At 57.8% G+C, this 15,279-nt stretch carries 12 protein-coding genes; 4 read left to right on the top strand and 8 right to left on the bottom strand.

The features are described from left to right. Positions 1-15: 15 nt before the first annotated feature. Positions 16-573 (bottom strand): hypothetical protein, encoded by a 558-nt coding sequence (locus F6Y09_RS20205; RefSeq protein ID WP_179959457.1) that lies wholly within the window; start codon positions 571-573, stop codon positions 16-18. Between the two features lie 167 nt (positions 574-740). On the opposite strand from F6Y09_RS20205, the gene F6Y09_RS17390 reads away from it, so the two are divergent. After that, positions 741-1,439 (top strand): crotonase/enoyl-CoA hydratase family protein, encoded by a 699-nt coding sequence (locus F6Y09_RS17390; protein WP_152208200.1) that lies wholly within the window; start codon positions 741-743, stop codon positions 1,437-1,439. A gap of 66 nt (positions 1,440-1,505) precedes the next feature. Here F6Y09_RS17390 and F6Y09_RS17395 read toward each other — a convergent pair whose 3' ends face one another. The 6 genes from F6Y09_RS17395 to F6Y09_RS17420 form a co-directional block, all read right to left on the bottom strand. Continuing rightward, positions 1,506-1,931 (bottom strand): hotdog fold thioesterase, encoded by a 426-nt coding sequence (locus tag F6Y09_RS17395; RefSeq protein WP_152208201.1) that lies wholly within the window; start codon positions 1,929-1,931, stop codon positions 1,506-1,508. An 18-nt stretch (positions 1,932-1,949) separates the two neighbouring features. Beyond that, on the bottom strand, positions 1,950-3,365 hold the full coding sequence (locus F6Y09_RS17400; protein ID WP_152208202.1) for an aldehyde dehydrogenase family protein: 1,416 nt from the start codon (positions 3,363-3,365) through the stop codon (positions 1,950-1,952). An 11-nt stretch (positions 3,366-3,376) separates the two neighbouring features. Then, positions 3,377-4,483 (bottom strand): zinc-binding dehydrogenase, encoded by a 1,107-nt coding sequence (locus F6Y09_RS17405; protein WP_152208203.1) that lies wholly within the window; start codon positions 4,481-4,483, stop codon positions 3,377-3,379. 220 nt (positions 4,484-4,703) lie between these two features. Further along, a complete protein-coding gene (locus tag F6Y09_RS17410) occupies positions 4,704-6,506 on the bottom strand; it encodes an acyl-CoA dehydrogenase (RefSeq protein ID WP_152208204.1) in 1,803 nt (600 codons plus the stop codon). Positions 6,507-6,537: 31 nt separating this feature from the next. Beyond that, a complete protein-coding gene (locus F6Y09_RS17415; protein WP_152208205.1) occupies positions 6,538-7,722 on the bottom strand; it encodes an acetyl-CoA C-acyltransferase in 1,185 nt (394 codons plus the stop codon). A 14-nt stretch (positions 7,723-7,736) separates the two neighbouring features. Beyond that, a complete protein-coding gene (locus tag F6Y09_RS17420; RefSeq protein WP_152208206.1) occupies positions 7,737-9,830 on the bottom strand; it encodes a 3-hydroxyacyl-CoA dehydrogenase NAD-binding domain-containing protein in 2,094 nt (697 codons plus the stop codon). A gap of 364 nt (positions 9,831-10,194) precedes the next feature. On the opposite strand from F6Y09_RS17420, the gene F6Y09_RS17425 reads away from it, so the two are divergent. Further along, positions 10,195-11,610 (top strand): alpha/beta hydrolase, encoded by a 1,416-nt coding sequence (locus tag F6Y09_RS17425; protein ID WP_152208207.1) that lies wholly within the window; start codon positions 10,195-10,197, stop codon positions 11,608-11,610. Between the two features lie 92 nt (positions 11,611-11,702). Here the strand turns inward: F6Y09_RS17425 and F6Y09_RS17430 are convergent, their stop codons facing one another. Continuing rightward, complete coding sequence (locus F6Y09_RS17430) at positions 11,703-12,497, bottom strand: IclR family transcriptional regulator (protein WP_246180594.1); 795 nt, start codon at positions 12,495-12,497, stop codon at positions 11,703-11,705. Between the two features lie 304 nt (positions 12,498-12,801). Between F6Y09_RS17430 and F6Y09_RS17435 the strand changes: the two genes are divergently transcribed. Together F6Y09_RS17435 and F6Y09_RS17440 are read left to right on the top strand one after the other, a co-directional pair. After that, complete coding sequence (locus F6Y09_RS17435; protein ID WP_152208209.1) at positions 12,802-13,731, top strand: 2-hydroxyacid dehydrogenase; 930 nt, start codon at positions 12,802-12,804, stop codon at positions 13,729-13,731. Between the two features lie 362 nt (positions 13,732-14,093). Beyond that, positions 14,094-15,260, top strand: a complete 1,167-nt coding sequence (locus F6Y09_RS17440) for an acyl-CoA dehydrogenase (RefSeq protein WP_152208210.1) — start codon at positions 14,094-14,096, stop codon at positions 15,258-15,260. Positions 15,261-15,279 lie beyond the last annotated feature (19 nt).

The following is a 15,279-nucleotide window of genomic DNA, read 5'->3' on the forward strand; positions in this document are numbered from 1 at the left end:
TTCCTGCCCAGTTAATTAAACCAGTCGCACGGCTCGGGTCGGGTCGAAATCCACCCACTTTCCATCCCGTAGCGTGCCTTCTGCCTGCTCAATATCTTCGGCTTTATAGGTCCGAAGGACTTCAATCGCTTTTTTTGCGTCACCATTGCTTACATCTACTGCAAGATGAACACCGGATTTGCGTTCCGTGAATTGGTTGTCGGGCTCATTGGCATCGGTGGCGGCTTTATTAACTTCTGAGGACTCATCTGTAGATTGCAAAGCACCTGCCAGTGATCCTGTGTAAGCCCCCACGCCGCCTCCGATAACAGCGCCGAGCGGACCTGCGGCCGAACCTGCGGCCGCACCTGCTGCGGCCCCGACACCAGCGCCCGCGCCCGCGCCCTTACCGGCATTTTCAGCGCCGGGCGAAGCACTCTCATCTCCCCCGATGGGGTGGGTTCCGTGCTGACCGTGGGGGTTTACAAAGAAAATCGATAGCGAAGCGGCTTCGAAGCCAGCATCCTGAAGAGCCTGGTGCACCAATTCGGCGTTTTCGTGGACGTCAAAGCGTCCGGCAATAATCTGTCCCATGACAATTCTCCTTTATGTCTGAACGCGAACCTCATTGAACGAGTTAACCAGTTAGACGAACACCCCAGGCTACTGGATCAGGTAGCAAATATGAAATCATTGAGGCGGCCCGAAGAAGCTGGCACAGTTCACCCCGACATTACGACAACCAGCAAGAGGATAGGCCAGTGACGGATCTGGTAAATTATCAACTCAGTGATGGCATCGCGACGATTGTTATCAGTAACGGCAAGGCAAATGCGCTGAATCACGAGGTGTTTGACGCGCTGAATCAGGCGCTCGATCGCGCTGAAGAGGATAAGGCGGTTGTTATTCTGACCGGCCAGCCGGGCATTTTTTCCGGCGGTTATGATCTGAAAGAAATGCAGAAAGGCCCGAAGGAGGCATCAGCCCTGGTGTCCACCGGCTCCAGACTGACTCGTCGCCTGGCGGCATTTCCGTTACCGGTGATTGGCGCCTGCAGTGGTCATGCCATTGCCAAGGGTGCGTTTATCCTGCTGTCCGTGGACCACCGCATTGGCATCGAGGGCAGCTTCAAGTTGGGCCTCAACGAAGTGGCCATCGGTATGACCATGCACCATGCAGGTATTGAAATAGCGCGTCACCGGTTGGCACCGGCGCATTTCTACCGTTCGGTGATCAACGCCGAAATATACAGCCCCGAAGGCGCCGTGGAAGCAGGCTTTCTGGACGAGGTTGTTGCACCGGAACACCTGATGGCCCGTGCCAACGAGCTTGCCCAACAGTTCCGGAAGCTGAACATGAGGGCTCATCGGCAAACCAAGCTCAAGGCCAAAGCCGAGTACCTGACGTTGCTGGATCGTTGTATCGAGAAGGATAATGAGAGTCTGGGTTTGTCAGGCTGAGGGTGCCCTCTGTAAAAACCATATCAAAAAGCCCGCATAAAGCGGGCTTTCATGTCTTCAATCTCATCAGCGCGCGTCAATTATCGCCATGGTGATCCGCGAGATGCACACCAGCTTGCTGTCTTCGGTCTCGATCCGGATTTCCCAGACCTGGGTCGAACCACCGATGTGCAGCGGTCTGGAGGTTCCGTAAACCCAGCCGGTGGTGACTGAGCGGATGTGGTTGGCGTTGATTTCCAGGCCGACCCCCACCTGGCCGTCCTTGCGCAGGCAGTGATTGGCAGCCACGCTGCCGAGGGTTTCCGCCAGGACTACCGAGGCGCCGCCATGGAGAATACGGGCAGGCTGGACCGTGCGGTTATCCACTGGCATGCGGGCCTTGATGTAATCGTCACCCACCTCCAGAAACTCGATGCCCAGGTGTTCAACGGCAGTTTCGCGGCAATGTGCCCGCATGTCTTCCAACGTGGGCGTAACGGTCCATATACTCATGCTGTGTGTCTACCTCGGTTAAAGTTGCAGAGAGCGCACTTCCAGAAACTCTTCCAGCCCCCACTTGCCGAACTCCCGACCAATGCCGGAGTGCCCGAAACCACCAAACGGTGCCAGTGGGTTAAATGCCCCGCCGTTGACAAATACCTGGCCGGTGCGCATCTTGCCGGCGACGGCTTTGGCTTTGTCCTGGTCGCCAGACCAGACTGCGCCGGAGAGTCCGAAGTCCGTACTATTGGCAATTCGGATGGCGTCTTGTTCATCCCGGTAAGGGATGATACAGAGCACCGGCCCGAAGATTTCCTCCTGGGCGATGCGGCTGTCAGGCTTGACGTTGCCAAAGACAGTGGCTTTGACGAAGTAGCCTGCGTCCAGACCCTCCGGCGCTTCCGGGCCGCCGGTGACCAGGGTCGCGCCTTCATCAATACCCAGTTTGATGTAATCGATCACCTTGTCCCGTTGCTGGGCTGAGGCCAAAGGCCCGAGACGGGTCGTTTCTTCCAGCGGGTTGCCCGGAGTCATTTTGGCGACCGCTTCGGCAGCAAGTTCGCAGGCTTCGTCGTGCTGGTCTGCAGGAACCAGCATGCGGGTGAGCGCGGTGCAGGTCTGGCCGGAGTTGAGCAGGCAGTTGTTCACCGTGCCTTTTACAGCGGCCTTGAGATCCGCATCCGGCAGGATGATCGAGGCAGATTTGCCCCCCATTTCCAGTGCAAAGCGTTTGAAATCGTCTGCTGCGGCATGGGCGATCAGGCTGCCGGTGCGGGTGGAGCCAGTGAAGGACACCATGCGCACGTCCGGGTGTTTGATCAGGCTGTCGCCGACCTCCTGCCCCAGGCCACACACCATGTTGAACACCCCCTTGGGCAAGTCCGTGCCGTCCAGAATGTCCGCCAGGATGTAGGCGCTCATGGGTGCGATTTCACTGGGTTTGAGCACGATGGTGCATCCGGCAGCCAGAGCCGGCACCACTTTGAGGATGACCTGATGCAGCGGGTAGTTCCAGGGGGTAATGCACCCCACCACGCCCACCGGGGTTTTCTGCACTTCGGAATTGCCCACCTGCTCGGTGAACGGGAAGTCCGGCAGCATTTTCAGGTAGCTGCCGGTAACGGTCGCGGGCAATCCGGCCTGGATACCGGTGGCCAGTTTGATGGGCATGCCCACTTCCCGGCTGACGGTTTCGGCGATTTCCGAAGCACGCTCTTTGAGACCGGCATGCAGCTGTTCAATTACCTTTATACGCTGGCCCAGAGTGCTCTCGGACCAGCCCTCAAACGCGTTATGGGCGGCTTCGATGGCCTGTTCCATGACCGCGCGACCGGAGGCGGGAACTTTGGCGATAACGTCGCCAGTGGCCGCTTCGTTGACGTCGATGGTGTCGCCGCGCCACTCGATCCATTCACCGTTGATGTAGTTCTTGTTCAGATTCTTCATGGTTTGCTCCTTCAATCGAACACAATCACGCCGCGGGCATTCTTGCCGGCTATCATATCGTCAAAGGCCTGGGGCGCTTCTTCGATGGTATACGTGCGGGTGACCAGTTCATCCAGTTTGAGTTTGCCCGCTTTATACAGGGCGATGATTCTCGGAAAATCGTATTGCGGGCGGGCCGAACCCAGCCAACTGCCTTTTATGGTGCGTTCATCGGCGGGCATGGAAAAGGTGCCAAAACTGGTCTGGTCCTTGGTGTCGGCGACGCCTACCACCACAGCGGTACCGCCACGACCCAGACACTTGTAGGCCTGGGCGACCACCGTCCCGGCGCCGACACATTCAAAGGCGTAGTCCACGCCACCGGTGAGTTTCTTCACGGCTTTGGCAACGTCTTCCACTTCATTGATGTTGATGGTGTGGGTGGCGCCGAATTCCCGGGCTGTGGCCAGTTTTGAATCGCTGGTATCCACCGCCACAATCATTTCCGCACCGGCGGTCTGACAGCCCTGGATAGCGTTAAGGCCAACGCCCCCGACACCGAAGACTGCCGCCCGGGAGCCCGGCTCGAGCTTTGCGGTGTTGAACACGGCACCAACGCCGGTCATGACCGCACAACCGACCAGTGCCGCGTTCTGCAAGGGTACGCCCTGTTCAATTTTGACGGCGTTGTCGACGTGCAAGGTGGCGTATTCCGCCATCACGCCGCAGGCGCCAAAGACATTCAGGTCGTTGCCCGCCGAGTCGGTGGTGCGCACGGTGCCGTCGGGCAGCGTAAACATGGCCTTGCGGGCATTTTCGCAGAGTACGGGGCGGCCCCGGACGCATTGGCGACATTTGCCGCACATGGAGATGAAGGAGCTGACCACATGGTCGCCTTCCTGAAAATCGGTTACGCCCTCGCCGACTTCGATAATGACACCGGCGGCTTCGTGACCCAGCACCAGCGGGGGCGGGTACTGGATTTTGCCGGTGGTGGCAGAGTAGTCACTGTGGCAGACACCGCAGGCGGCAATTTTTATAGTGATTTCGCCTCGTTTGGGGCCTTGCACGTTGATGGTTTCTACCTGGACGGGCTGGCCCCATTCCCGGCAAATTACGGCTTTTGCTTTTCTGTCCATTTGTTTTTACTCCCCTGTTTTTATAAACCGTCTGATCGGGTGCCGTGCAAGGATGAAAGCAGGTCTCCGAAAACACACCGTAGACCCATCCATGGGGGCTCGGCATTGCCATCCTTGGCAATGCAAGGTTTTCGGAGACCTGCTTTCATCCTCACACTCATGCTTTAGAATTCGGCTTCCATTAAAGCCGAATCTATTCAATGAATACTGGCTTAAGTGACTAAAACTCAGCGTCGGCCATTTCCAATGGAGTGGTATCCAGCGCCTTTAACAACTCACTGAGACTAACCACCTTTGGTAGTTCATACCGGGCAAAAAATTCGCAGGCTTTCACTTTACCTTCGTAAAAATCCGCTGTCTGCCCGCCATTTCCATCCAGCCCAGCAATGGCTTTGAGCGCCTGGCGTAGCCAGAGCCAGCCGACGACGGTGTGGCCGAAGGCCTCCAGATACAGGGACGCATTAGCCAAGGCCTTTTCCAGGTTACCCGCCAGTTTTTCGCTGTTAATAGCATCGGTGGCGGCAGCCATGGCGTTGACAGCCAGACTCAACTGGCTTGCGCAGGATGCCAGACGTTCATTAGCCCGGGCTTCGTCAATAGTGGCGTCGATGCGCTTCATCAGCTCCAGGTAGTACATGCCGCCAGCCATGGAGACTTTGCGTCCCAGCAGGTCGATGCCCTGGATCCCGTGGGTACCTTCGTGAATCGGGTTCAGGCGGTTGTCGCGGTAGAACTGCTCGACCGGATACTCGCGGGTATAGCCATAGCCGCCATAGATCTGGATCGCGAGGCTGTTGGCTTCCAGGCAGAACTGGGAGGGCCAGGATTTGATAATGGGTGTCAGCAAATCCAGCAGGCCGGCGGCGAGTGTTCGTTGCGCCTCGGTTTCTCCGTGTTTTTTCTCGTCCACCAGCACCGCGCCTTGCAGGCACAGGGCCAGGCCCCCTTCAACGTAGGCTTTCTGGGTCAGCAGCATGCGGCGGATGTCGGCGTGCCGGATCAGGGGAACCTGCGGGCTGTTGGGGTCTTTTTCTCCTATCGGGCGGCCCTGTTTGCGTTCGCGGGCGTAGTCCAGGGCGTGCAGGTAGCCGGTATAGCCGAGCATCACCGAGCCCAGACCGACGCCGATACGGGCTTCGTTCATCATATGGAACATGGCGGCGAGACCGTTGTTCGGCTCCCCTACGAGGTAACCGACGGCGCCCTCTTTCTCGCCAAAGTTGAGCATGGTCGAGGTGGTGCCGCGGTAGCCCATTTTGTGGATCAGGCCGGCCAGGGCGACGTCATTGCGTTCGCCGAGGCTGCCGTCGTCTTCTACAAGTACCTTCGGGACGATGAACAGGGAGATGCCTTTGACCCCTGCCGGGGCGTCGGGCAATCGGGCGAGCACCATATGGATGATGTTCTCGCTGAGTTCATGGTCGCCGCCGGAGATGTAGATTTTGTTGCCGAACAGCCGGTAGCTGCCGTCTTCCCGGGGCTCTGCCCGGGTGCGCAGGTCACCGAGGGATGACCCTGCATGGGGTTCGGTGAGGCACATGGTGCCGAAGAAGCGACCGGCCATCATCGGTTCGGCGTACTTTTGCTGCTGATGGTCCGAGCCCTGGGCAACGATCAGATTGGCGGCGGCGATGGTGAGGCCAGCGTAGCCCTGGGTTCCCACGTTGGCGCCCTTGAGCAGGCCAACACACATCTGGGCCACGGCTGCCGGCAGTTGCATGCCACCCCGTTCGTAGTCCTGGCTGGCGGCCATCAGGCCGGTGTCCCGCAGAACATCGAGAGCTTTTTTCACTTCCGGGCGCATGGTTACCCGGCCGTTTTCAAATCGGGGTTCTTCTTCGTCCACCAGTCTGGCATGGGGGGCGAATTCTTCGGTGGCTACCTTCAGGGCCAGATCGAGCGCCGCTTGCAGGGTGTCGCGGCTGTGGTCAGCATAGCGGTCAAACCGCAGGGTCGTCTCCACCTCGTGGAGCTCGTAGAGCTGGAACGCGAGATCTTGGGGGTTGATGATTTTCTGCTGCATGCGGCGCTCCTGTTACCTGAAAGACTCCCGATTAAACGACTTCAAACAACCCGGCTGCGCCCTGTCCGCCACCGATGCACATGGTGACCACGACGTATTTCGCACCCCGGCGTTTGCCTTCGATCAGGGCGTGGCCGGTAAGGCGGGAGCCGGTGACACCGTAGGGGTGACCGATGGAGATCGAGCCGCCGTTGACGTTGAGCTTGTCCATGGGAATACCGAGTTTGTCGCGGCAGTACACCACCTGGGAGGCGAAGGCTTCGTTAAGTTCCCACAGGTCGATATCGTCCATGGTCAGGCCGTTTCGCTCCAGCAGGCGCGGGATGGCGTACACCGGGCCGATGCCCATTTCGTCGGGCTCGCAACCGGCGACTGCAAAGCCGCGGAAGATGCCCATGGGCTCGATGTTGTTTTTCTCGGCATAGGTGCTGTCCATCACCAGGCACACGGAGGCACCATCGGATAACTGGCTGGCGTTACCTGCGGTGACGAACTGCTCCGGGCCGCGAACCGGCTGCAAACCGGCCAACCCTTCCAGGGTGGTGTTAGGGCGGTTGCACTCGTCTTTGGTCAGGGTGACGTTCTTTTCGCTGACTTCGCCGGTTTCCTTATCCTTGACCTTCATCACTGCGTCAAAGGGAACAATTTCATCGTCGAAGTAGCCAGCTTCCTGGGCCGCAGCGGTGCGTTGCTGGCTGATCAGGGCATACTCGTCCTGAGCCTCGCGGCTGACGCCGTAGCGCTTTGCGACAATGTCAGCGGTCTCGATCATGGAAAGGTAGAGTTCCGGCTTGTTCTTCATCAGCCAGTCATTGGTGGCGTGGAACGCGTTCATCTTTTCGTTCTGCACCAGGCTGATGGACTCAACGCCACCGGCGACCATGGCGGGCACCTTTTCGGACAACACCCGCTGGGCCGCCAGAGAGATGGCTTGCAGGCCGGAGCTGCAGAACCGGTTGATCGACATACCGGCAGTGGTGACCGGCAAGCCGGCCCGAATGGCAGCCAGGCGGGCCATATTGCGGCCCTGGGCGCCTTCCTGGAAGCTGGCACCGAGAATGACATCTTCAACGATGGCGGGGTCAATGCCGGCGCGCTCAACGGCATGCCGGATCACGTGTCCGGCCAGGTCCACACTGTGGGTATTGTTCAGGGCGCCCCGGTAGGATTTGCCGAGGCCGGTACGGGCTGTGGATACAATAACTGCGTCAGACATAATCAAAGTCTCCTTTAAAGATCGCCGAATTTCTTGTCTTCACCGGCGAGCTTCGCCAGCAGTGCCGAGGGCTTCCACTGGTCACCGCCGACGGTGTCGTGGAACCGTTTGACGGTGTCGTAGATGGTTTTAACGCCGACCTGGTCGGCCCAGAACATGGGGCCACCGCGATAGGCGGGGAAGCCGTAGCCGTAGATCCAGACGATGTCGATATCCAGTGCGCGGGCAGCGATGCCTTCTTCCAGAATCTTGGCGCCTTCGTTGACCATCACGTACATGCAACGCTCAAGGATCTCCTGGTCGGTGATATCCCGGGGCTCAATGCCCTGCTCCTTGCGGAAACCGGCAATGAGTTCGTCTACTTTCGGGTCGACCACCGGCTTGCGGTTGCCTTCCTCGTATTTGTAGACGCCGGCCATGGTCTTCTGACCCAGGCGGCCTTCTTCCGCCAGCGTGTCCATCCAGTTGGCGGGGATGTCCTCACCGGCCTTGCGACGCTCTTTGCGAATACTGTAACCGACATCGATACCGGCCAGGTCCGACATGGCGAACTGTCCCATGGGAAAGCCCAGGTCGGTCAGTACCTTATCCACCTGCTGTGGCGAGGCTCCTTCATTGACCAGGGCGGTGGCTTCGGCACCACGGCGATGAAGCATGCGATTGCCCACAAAGCCATAGCAGTTGCCGACCATCACGCCAACTTTGCCGATCTTCTTGGCAACGGCCATCACCGTGGCTTTGACCTCATCGGAGGTTTTGCTGCCACGAACGTTCTCGAGCAGTTTCATCACGTTAGCGGGGCTGAAGAAATGCATGCCCACCACGTCCTCCGGTCGGCTGGTGGCTGAGGCTATCTCGTCGATGTCGAGGGTCGAGGTGTTGGATGCCAGAATGGCGCCGGGTTTGCAGACCTTATCAAGCTGGCTGAATATCTGCTTCTTGATGTCCATATTCTCGAACACCGCCTCGATCACCAGATCCACATCCTTGAAGGCATCATAGGACAGGCTGGTCGTGATCAGCGCCATGCGCTCTTCCACCTGGGCCGGGGTGATACGGCCCTTCTTGGCGGAGTTCTCGTAGTTTTTGCGGATAACGCCGAGGCCTTTGTCCAGTGCCTCCTGCTTGACATCAACAATGGTGACCGGGATGCCCGCGTTGGCGAAGTTCATGGCGATGCCGCCGCCCATGGTGCCGGCACCGATAATGCCAACACTGGCTACGTCGCGTACCGGGGTATCCTTGGCCAAGCCGGGGACTTTCGATACCTCACGCTCGGCAAAAAACGCATGCACCAGGCCGTCGCGCTGAGGCGACTCCATACACTCCATAAACAGCTCCCGCTCACGCTTCTTGCCTTCCTCAAAAGGCAGCGTGAACGCGGCTTCCACGGCATCAACACATTTGAACGGGGAAAACAGGCCACGGGCCTTGCTCGCCAGGCCTTTACGGAATTCTTTGAAGACCTCGGAGCCTCGATCGGCGGTGATCTTGTCGTTAATATCACGAACACGGCGTACGGGCTTGTCTTCGTCGACCAGCTTGGCGGCGTATTCCAGCCCTACAGTACGGATGTTGTCCCCTTGAGCGACGGCATCGATGATGCCCGCTTCCAGGGCCGCTTCGGCCTTGACAAATTCGCCGGTGGTTATCATCTCCAGCGCTTTCCTGGCACCGGTCAGCCGGGGCAGTCGCTGGGTGCCGCCCGCGCCGGGCAGCAGCCCAAGCTTCACTTCCGGTAGCCCGACCTTGGCGCTGGCGAGGGCGATGCGATAGTGGCAGCCCAGCGCCAATTCCAGCCCGCCACCGAGAGCGGTGCCATGGATGGCGGCCACAACGGGTTTGTCGCTGTCTTCGAACGTATCGATCACCGTGCCCAGGGCCGGCTCCTGCATGGGTTTGCCAAACTCGCGGATATCCGCACCGGCAACAAAGGTGCGACCGTCACAAACCAGCAGGAGTGCTTTGGCGTCGCTATCGGTCTGGCCCTGTTTCAGAGCTTCCAGCAAACCGGTGCGCACGGCATGGCCCAGCGCATTCACCGGTGGGTAATTGACGGTGATCACGCCTATGGCACCTTCGCGGTTATAGCTTACGACTTCGGACATAACTCTCCTCCCGGATAAACAGATGACAGGTCACTGCAGGCAAAGCGTACTCAAAACAGCCCGCGTACGTCGACTTCAACTGGGGTGTGTTGTTGGAATTCGTTTGTTGATCAACTTTCGAAATTAAGTTTTATCAAGCGGAACAGGCAAACAATGTACTACGACCATTTGGCGGCTTTCAACTCTATTCGGAGTTGCGAAACAGGATACACCGGTTAAACAAAAAATTTGACGTAATGGCGATCCAGTGCCTTAATTTTTCAGGTTTGGCAGCACGGAGTTTTGCCAAGCAAAACATGAAACCACAAAAACAATGAACTGGGGCAGGTTTGCCCTGCCTGATTGCCATTAAGGATAATAAAAAATGGTTTTTCGAAAATTTCTTTCGCCTACTCTGATATTGACCTCCAGCCTTTTACTTGCTGCGTGCGGCAGTGACAGCAATAGCAACAACAACGACTCTGGTACTACCCCGGAAGCGACCCCGACGCGTGTGCAGGATGCCCGTAGCTTTGCCGTTGACCCGGCAACATTGCCTTTTAAATCGGCAGACGGCACTACTACCGATGCCTGGCACGGCGTAATGGACAACGGTGCGGGCTACCGCGTCGAAGTTCCGGACAACTGGAACGGGGTTTTGGTCATGTGGGCTCACGGTTACCGTGGCACCGGCGAAGAGCTGACGGTCAGCAACCCCCCGATGCGCGATTGGCTCATCGCCAATAACTACGCCTGGGCGGCCTCTAGCTACAGCAAGAACTATTACGATGTCCAAGCAGGTATCGAGGACACCAACGAACTGGCGCTGAAATTCACGACGATTGCCGCCGAAAACGGACGCACATTGTTCGCGCCCCACAAAACGTTAATCGTTGGGGAGTCCATGGGCGGTCATGTGGCGGCCGCGGCCGTGGAGCAGGAAACGCTTTCGTCAGCCCGCAACCAGGTTTTCTATGACGGCGCGCTGCCGTTGTGTGGGGTGGTTGGCGGTACCCATGAGTACGATTATCTGCTGGATGTCACATTTGCCGCGCAACACGTTGCAGATCTGGGGCCCGACAGCTTTCCAGCTGACTTTGACCAGGCCGCTATTGATGCAGTGCTCTGGAACACGGTGCCGTCGTTTGCGCAGCAGGGCGACCCGACAGCAGAAGGCCTTAAACTCGAAGCTGCCGTCAGGGTCCTGAGCGGCGGTGACCGACCGGTGTTTGAGGCCGGCTTCCGGGGTGGGTTTTACAATGTGGTGATGGGAACCGGGGGGCGGGACGGCACCGTCAATGGCATTCTGGAGAAGGATCTGATGGGCAATATTGGTACGTTTTATCAACTGGATAAGGACCCGCTTCGCTCTGCGGAGGAGACCACATTCAACAATACCATTCTGCGGGTCGAGGGTGACCCGGCAGCCAATGCACCCAGGGCTGAAGGGCTGCGATACTTTCCCGAGGTTAACGGACAGTTCAATGTGCCGGTGTTGACGCTGCATGGCCTGGGCGACCTGTATGTGCCTTTTGTGCATGAGCAGGTCTATCAGCGTCGGGCAGTTGCTAATGGCAGTGACCGATTGCTCGTTCAGCGGGCCATTCGCGCGCCGAGCCATTGCGACTTTACTGACAAGGAGCGCAACACCGCGTTCAGCGATCTGGTCGACTGGGTTAACACCGGCATCAGACCTGATGGCGATAATGTACTTGATGCAGAGAAAGTCGCTGCGGCAACTTATGGCTGCGATTTCTCCGACCCCGCACGTACTGACTTTATGGAAGCCTGTACACTCTGACCTGATCACTATTCATTGGCAAACAAAAAAGGGAGGCTCCTGAGCCTCCCTTTTTTGTTTCTTCAATCAATCGTTAAATCTGAGCGAACGACTCACACCCCCAGTGATTCGATATCACTGCCCAGCATGGCGAGCTGGTGGGCGATGGATTCCCGCAGTTTCTCACCGGAAATCAGGTACGACGGTGCCGCGCAGGTAAGCGCCATAATAGTGCCGTCCTGCAACCTCACCGGCACGCCAGCGGAATTGATGTTGCGGTCCCACTCTCCCATAGACAGGCAGAAGCCATACTGCTTGAAGTCTTCCATTGCATGCTCCAGGCCCTCCCGCTTTTCTGCCCACGCCTCCGGGCCGTATTTCTCGGCCATGGAATCCGCCAGTACCTTGCGGGCTTTTTCACTGACCGCGCAATAGTAGGCGCGGCCGGCAGAGGTGGTGGCCATTGGTAGCTTGAGACCGATTTCCATCCGCAACAGGGAGGCTTCCGGTGGCAGACGGTTTTCCACATAGATCATGTGCAGACGGTCACGGCAGGTCAGGCCCACAGACATGTTGGTGCGGCGGGCAAACTGGTCCATGTAAGGCTTCGCGAGCTGGCGCACCTTGAGGTTGGATACATAGGCGTAGCCCAACGCCAGCACACCGGAGCTGAGCTGGTACTTTTCAAGGACCGGATTGTAGCTCAGGTAACCAAGCTGGGTCAGCGTATAGGTCATCCGCGATACGGTAGGCTTTGGCAGGTTGGTAAGCCGTGCAATATCCTGGTTGCCCAGAATCACTGACCCCTGACTGAAAGCACGCAACACATCCAGGCCCCGGGACAACGCCTCGACAAACTTCCGGTCTTTCTCGGGCTTGACAGGCCTGGCTTCGCCGGAAGCAATCATCAGCTCCGGGTTTTCTATCAATTGATCAGTCATAGTGGTCGGGTATCCTCCAACGCCCTGCGTGTTGCCACGGCCCTGGTTTAGCTGCGATGAATGTTTTGTGGATGCATTTTAATCTGTGATCGCTTCAAGTACCACTGACAACAGACAAAAGTCGTGCCAAATTTGAAACGGTCTTCCTTTATGTTTAATAGTAGTGCCGAAATAATGACATCACCACCGAGGTTTGATAGTTTTTTTTGGTAACCTATTTTGCCTTGCGGAACATTTAGCTCAAAATTCCACGAAAAACAGGACACCGAGCATGAAGATATTGTTTGTAGCAGGCGATCCCAAGCCCGAACGCTGGACCGTGCCCACTCAGGCCCTGCTACCCGATGCCGAGATCCACGTATGGGATGCAGACGCGCCGGCCTGCGATGCTGACTACGCCATTGTATGGAAACCACCCGCGCAGTTGTTTGAGCGCGAAAAGAACCTCAAGGCCGTGTTCAACCTCGGAGCAGGTATTGACGGTTTGCTGAAGGTTCCGAACCTGCCTGCCGATATCACCGTCGTGAGGCTGGAAGACGCCGGGATGGCCGTGCAAATGGCGGAATACGTCATGCACCAGCTCGTTGACATCACCCGCACCATGGCTGTCTACCGGGCGCAGAACGCCGAGGGCCGCTGGCAAATTCACCGCCCCATCAAACGCAGCGAATGGCCGATTGGTATCATGGGGCTTGGCCATATTGGCAAACGCGTGGCCCGCACCCTCGTCAGCCTGGATTACACCGTGCACGGCTGGGCACGGGGCGAGCATGAGATTGACGGTGTCACCACCTGGTCCGGCGAAGACCACTTCGCCACGTTCCTCGGCAAGACCCGGGTACTGATCAACACCTTACCCCTGACCGAGGCCACCTGGGGCATCATCAACCGGCAAACCCTGAGCGATCTCAGACCCGAAGCGGTCCTCATCAACGTTGGGCGAGGTGAACATCTGGTCGAAGAGGACCTGCTCACCGCCATGGACGAAGGCCAGGTTATCCGTGCGGTGCTGGATGTGTTCAACCAGGAACCGCTACCGGAGGATCACCCCTTCTGGGCCCGGGGCAACATCACCATTACCCCCCATATATCTGCCCGCACCCTACGGGACGATACCCTGAGGCAGATTACCGGCAAGATTCGCGACCACTCCGAAGGCAAGCCGATCAGCGGCATCGTGGACGTTGAGCGCGGCTACTGAGCCGCGCAAACCGGCTCAATGGTGGTAACACCCGGTGGCTATGAGCATCGCTATTACCGGGCGAAAACAGACATAACTTGCGAGCCAGCTCTGATCACCGATGACCCGCAAGGTGGCTTGCATTTAGGTAGCACCCGGATTAATCTAGAATACTTATTAATACAAAACTGTATTTCGCCTAACGAAACAGCATTGCCATTTTTGATAAGACAGGCGCTGATTAACATGTGCGTCAGTCAAGGTATTACCGCTGGAGTTGAGCGGGTCACAGACTGAACCACGGCCGGTTGTTGCCGGTCAGAAAACCCCATTACAAGACATCGGCGACGCCGTTCGCCCCATTTAGATACAGGAGATAACCAATGGCTTCCGCACCCTGGGATGACCTGCTGCAATTTGACAAGCAACTGGATGAAACCGAGCGTCAGGTTCGGGACAGCATTCGTGGCTTCTGTGACCAACGCTTGATGCCCGGCATCATCGAGGCCAACCGGCACGAGAAATTCGACCGGTCCATCTTCACCGACATGGGCGAGCTGGGCATGCTCGGCGCCACTCTGCCGGAAGAATACGGCGGCCCGGGCCTGAACCATGTGTGCTATGGCCTGATTGCCCGGGAAGTGGAGCGCGTGGATTCTGCTTACCGTTCAGCGTTGAGCGTTCAGTCCTCACTGGTTATGCATCCGATTTACTCGTTTGGCCAGGAAGCGCTGAAAAAGCGTGTACTGCCGAAACTGGCTTCCGGTGAACTGGTGGGCTGTTTCGGCCTGACCGAACCCAATCACGGTTCGGACCCCGGCGGCATGGAAACCCGTGCCAAGAAGGTCGACGGCGGCTATCTGGTCAGCGGCTCCAAGACCTGGATCACCAACTCACCGATTGCAGACGTTTTCGTGATCTGGGGAAAGCTTGACGGTAAAGTCACCGGCTTTGTACTGGAGCGTGGCGCCAAAGGTCTGGACGCGCCGAAAATCGAGGGCAAATTCTCCCTTCGTGCCTCCGAGACCGGCTCCATCTTTATGGACGAGGTGTTTTGCCCGGATGAAAACAAACTGGAAGTCGAAGGCCTTAAAGGTCCGTTCAGTTGCCTCAACAAAGCCCGCTACGGCATCAGCTGGGGCTCACTGGGCGCGGCGGAGTTCTGCTGGCATGCGGCCCGCAACTACACCCTCGAGCGCAAGCAGTTCGGCAAGCCACTGGCGGCCAACCAGCTGATCCAGAAGAAGCTGGTAGATATGCAGACCGAGATTGCCCTTGGTCTGCAGGGTGCATTGCAGCTTGGTCGTCTGATGGACGCGGGTGAAGCCTCTCCGGATGCAATTTCTCTGATGAAGCGCAATAACTGCGGCAAATCACTGGACATCGCACGGGTGGCCCGGGACATGCACGGCGGTAACGGTATTTCTGACGAATACCATGTCATCCGCCACGTGATGAACCTGGAAGCAGTCAATACCTACGAAGGCACCCACGATATCCACGCCCTGATCCTGGGCCGTGGTCAGACCGGTATTCCTGCGTTCGGTTAACACTGACGTTAAGACTGGA

Origin of the sequence: Marinobacter changyiensis (assembly GCF_009193265.1) — a bacterium.
GTDB lineage: Bacteria > Pseudomonadota > Gammaproteobacteria > Pseudomonadales > Oleiphilaceae > Marinobacter > Marinobacter changyiensis.

What these genes read in the sequence shown, in the direction of transcription:
- F6Y09_RS20205 (WP_179959457.1), bottom strand. Translation starts at nt 573, where the DNA reads ATGGGACAGATTATTGCCGGACGCTTTGACGTCCACGAAAACGCCGAA.
- F6Y09_RS17395 (WP_152208201.1), bottom strand. Translation starts at nt 1,931, where the DNA reads ATGAGTATATGGACCGTTACGCCCACGTTGGAAGACATGCGGGCACAT.
- F6Y09_RS17400 (WP_152208202.1), bottom strand. Translation starts at nt 3,365, where the DNA reads ATGAAGAATCTGAACAAGAACTACATCAACGGTGAATGGATCGAGTGG.
- F6Y09_RS17405 (WP_152208203.1), bottom strand. Translation starts at nt 4,483, where the DNA reads ATGGACAGAAAAGCAAAAGCCGTAATTTGCCGGGAATGGGGCCAGCCC.
- F6Y09_RS17410 (WP_152208204.1), bottom strand. Translation starts at nt 6,506, where the DNA reads ATGCAGCAGAAAATCATCAACCCCCAAGATCTCGCGTTCCAGCTCTAC.
- F6Y09_RS17415 (WP_152208205.1), bottom strand. Translation starts at nt 7,722, where the DNA reads ATGTCTGACGCAGTTATTGTATCCACAGCCCGTACCGGCCTCGGCAAA.
- F6Y09_RS17420 (WP_152208206.1), bottom strand. Translation starts at nt 9,830, where the DNA reads ATGTCCGAAGTCGTAAGCTATAACCGCGAAGGTGCCATAGGCGTGATC.
- F6Y09_RS17425 (WP_152208207.1), top strand. Translation starts at nt 10,195, where the DNA reads ATGGTTTTTCGAAAATTTCTTTCGCCTACTCTGATATTGACCTCCAGC.
- F6Y09_RS17430 (WP_246180594.1), bottom strand. Translation starts at nt 12,497, where the DNA reads ATGATTGCTTCCGGCGAAGCCAGGCCTGTCAAGCCCGAGAAAGACCGG.
- F6Y09_RS17435 (WP_152208209.1), top strand. Translation starts at nt 12,802, where the DNA reads ATGAAGATATTGTTTGTAGCAGGCGATCCCAAGCCCGAACGCTGGACC.
- F6Y09_RS17440 (WP_152208210.1), top strand. Translation starts at nt 14,094, where the DNA reads ATGGCTTCCGCACCCTGGGATGACCTGCTGCAATTTGACAAGCAACTG.